The 3835-nt window shown below is 60.5% G+C and carries 1 protein-coding gene; it reads left to right on the top strand.

Annotated elements, in window-relative coordinates; genetic code table 11:
- The first annotated feature begins 261 nt into the window (after positions 1–261).
- A complete protein-coding gene (locus tag AXK12_RS08375; protein ID WP_231863610.1) occupies positions 262–3642 on the top strand; it encodes an autotransporter-associated beta strand repeat-containing protein in 3381 nt (1126 codons plus the stop codon).
- Positions 3643–3835 lie beyond the last annotated feature (193 nt).

Below are 3835 nucleotides of genomic sequence, written 5' to 3'. Positions count from 1 at the left end.
TTTCCCCCCCCCCCCCCATCGCGTTGTAAATCAGTGATTTACAAAAGACTATTCTCCGCGTGCGTCGCCGGATTTGTTTTCGGCGGGCTCGGGCTTAGTTCGGCAATTGCGCAAATTGTGCCCCCGCCAATTCCTTCCACTATAAAGGAGTGGAAAGGGCCAAATGGCGGTAATTGGGCGACTGCGGGTAGCTGGACGGGCCTCGGCCCCCCACTGGGGTCGGATAACGTGCTCTTCGGCCACGAGCCCGTCGGTGGTGTTGTGCCGTCCCCGACCGATGACTCGATCCGTCAAACCGTTAATACTGGCGCCACAAACATCGTGGTACGCTCACTTTGGTTTAAGGCCGGGCTATGGTATACGCTGAGCGGCACAGCCACGATTGAGTTAAATAGCGGCACATCGGACGGACACGTCCTTGTCGTCACCAACGACGCCACTGCGCCCAAGCAGTCGGAAACCAATATCGAAAACGACATACGGCTCTCCGGCTCCTTTGGTGGCCCAAACAACCGTGCCCGCATTGAAAACTGGTCGGAAGGCGGCCTGCGCATCGGCGGCCTTTTTAGGGCATCCGACCATAACGTCCAATTCGGCGGCACAGGCGCGATCCATATCGCGAACCGGATCGTTAACCAAGACGGCAATCGGAGTAACTCCAATTTCTATATCCAAGGCTCCACAGGCACCGCAGAAAACGTCCACCTCATCCTCAGTGGGAATAACGATCAGAATTATGGAGGCGTGATAAACGTCAACGCGCGTGGCTTCTTGATTGTGAAAACCGACCAAGCCCTCGGTGAGGGCAGTAACAAGGTCGTGCACGAGGGCGGCACACTCGGCCTGCGCTCCCACCGCGAAACAGCGCTCGACTATAAGCAGCCCCAACAAAACAACTTTATCAGCCTTTATGGCGACGGCATCGTTCGCAGCGCAGACACTCGGCGCATCGGGGCACTCTACAACGACGGGGGCTGGAACTCGCTCGACATGCGGATCGACCAAACCACTCAAGAAACAGCGCCGACGGGGTTTGGTTCGCGCGGGGATCGCGCGGGTGGGCTCGAGCTGAAAAACCAAGTCAAGCTTACGACTCAATTCATCAAGCTCGGGCCCGGGCTTATCGTCCTCAACAATACGCGCGGCAGCGGCGAGGCGAACAATTGGGCCAACGGTACGGTTCTGCGGGCGGGCGTTTTGCGCTTCAGCAGCGCTGCCGGATCGCCGACTGCCTCGAATTTCGTTTTCGACGGCGGGGCTTTTGGCGGCATCCTCGAACTCGGCTACGGCACGAGTACTTTTAACTACAACCTAGGGACTGGCGGCGGCAACATCCGCTGGGCGGATACAGGCGATGGGGGGTTCTCGGCATTCGGAGGAGCGCGTACCGTGAACATCGGCGGCGGCGCGACGCTCACTTGGGGCAGCACCACCCACTTCGTCGGCGACGGGCAGGCGCTGCTACTCAGCTCACGGTATGCGAACAGCGTCATCACTTTTGCCAACGCGATTAACCTAAACGGCGCGCTACGCGAAGTCCGCGTCGAGCGCGGCGAAGACTCCGCCCACGGCGTCCTCTCGGGCGGGCTCAGTGGAGCAGGTGGCGGGCTGGTAAAAACCGGCGACGGGCTGCTCCAGCTCACGGGCTCGAATCCCTACAGCGGCGCGACGCGAATCGTGGGCGGTGCACTGCGCGGGGCAGCCGCCAACACCGCCACCAACATCCAACTTGCTGGCGGCGTCCTTGGGCTCGACGCCAACCTCACGCTCAGACTGGGCACTAGCGGTAACCAAATCCGCTGGCTCGGCTCCGGCGGCTTCGCCGCCTACGGCGCAAACCGCAACGTAACCTTTGTGGGTAATGGGGGTAGTGCGGTATCCCTCACCTGGGGCACGACTGGCGGCTTCATTGGCAGCGACCAAGAGCTGCGCTTCGGCCACCACACCGCAAACGGCACTGTCCTCTGGAACAACGCCCTCGCTCTCGGCAGCGGCGAGCGCACGATTCGCATCGAGGGCGGCCAGCAAATCTCCGGAACCGTTGTTAACTTTCTCCTAGCGATTTCGGGCACGGCGACGCTCAACCTAATCGGCAATGGCCGCATCGACCTCAGCGCCAACAACTCTGCACTAAGCTCCAGCATTAATATTTACGGCGCAGAGCTGCGCCTCCTCGGCTCGGGCAAACTCGGCGCAGCGGCCGCCTTCGACATCCGCCACGGCGGAGCACTCGTCATCAGGAACACCAATGCCGCCAGCGACACCAACCGCATCGGCGACACCGCCGCGATCACACTCGCCGCAGGCACAGTCCGGCTCGAAGGCGCAGCCACCCCCATCTCCGAAAGGATAGGCGAGCTTAGCCTCGAATCGGGAGCCAGCACGATCGAGCTAATCAGAAACACGTTCAACCCGAGCGTGGAGCTCCACATCGAAGCGCTCACACGCGACAGCGACTCCCGTGCCACGCTCAACGTTTCCGGCGACCTCAGCAACACACTGCTAAGCCTAAAAGTGGAGCAGGACGCCAGCGGCCATTTAGTAGGCGGCATCATCCCGTGGGCGACCAATGGCAACGAGTGGATCAAAGTCGTCGGCAACGCACTGAAAGCCCTCGACAACTCAGACTACCACACAGGAGGAGGGAGCACGTGGACTAACGCCGCCTACAACGTAAAGGCGATAGGAGGGACAGCCCTCACTGGCAACCGCACCATCAATTCGCTGATTTTCGGCAACAGCCTAAACCTCTCGGGGCGCAGCCTCACGCTCAACTCCGGCGGACTGATGAACTCTGGCCTCAGCCAAATCTTGGGCGGCCTGGGCAGCACGATTACGACCTCTGGTGGCACTCGCCCGCTCTACATTCACAACAACGGCCAACTTAGCCTCACTGGAAGCGTCGCACTCACCGGCGGGATGGATGTCGTGAAAACGCGCGGCGGTGACCTCATCTTCAATAACAACACCAGCGTAACGCACCACATCGGCTCGCTCTACATCCACCAAGGCACGGTGGAGTTAGGTGGCCGCGGCACCCTGCAAGTCCGCCGCATCACAATCGGCGACGGCGCTGGCAACGACCGGCTGATCCTCCCCGGAAACCGATGGAACCCGATTACCAGCAGCAACGGGCTGCCCTCCATCACCCTACGCGGCACGCGCTACGACCCACGCGGCCCCGAATACGGAGGCGACCAAGCCGTACTCCAACTCGGCGGCAACGGCCCCAACTACGGCGCAGGCACCAAACAACACCTCGCAGAGCTCCGCATCGAAGGCCGAGGCACCATCGACTGGCGCGGCGGCGAAGTCGGCCAAGCCAACATCCTCTGGATCGACACCCTCTCCTTCAGCAGCACCAGCGACATCCTCTTCATCCGTAACTGGTACGAATACGAAGACCTCTTCCTCGTAAAACGCGTCCATAACGGAGTCCAGTTCGATGACTTGAAGCTCAATCAAATCGTCTTCGAAGGCTACCAAGACTACTTCACCACCTTAAAAGACTACGACGCCGACTACTGGCAAATCACCCCTTGGGGCGCCAAACCCGCCCCCGAACCCAGCACCTACGGCGCAATCCTAGGCGCAGCCGGCCTCGCCCTCGTCACTTGGCGACGCAAGCGCCGGAAAAACTAAACAGACAGACCTCCACTACGCGTGGAGCGGCGGTCAGTGACCGCTTCCATTTAATTTGGGAATTGGCCTCGTCGCTTCGCGACGAAACCAATTCCCAAATTTGAAAGCATTCCCCCCTGTCGCGTTGCGACAGGGAGTAGAGTGATAACCCGTTTGGGCGAGGTGGGAAAAATCACCAGCAAACTCCCACCTC

Source organism: Cephaloticoccus capnophilus (assembly GCF_001580045.1).
In the GTDB taxonomy this organism is placed as follows: Bacteria; Verrucomicrobiota; Verrucomicrobiia; order Opitutales; family Opitutaceae; genus Cephaloticoccus; species Cephaloticoccus capnophilus.
The sequence above is the reverse complement of the archived record's forward strand: the minus strand, read 5'-3'. Positions and strand labels throughout refer to the sequence as shown.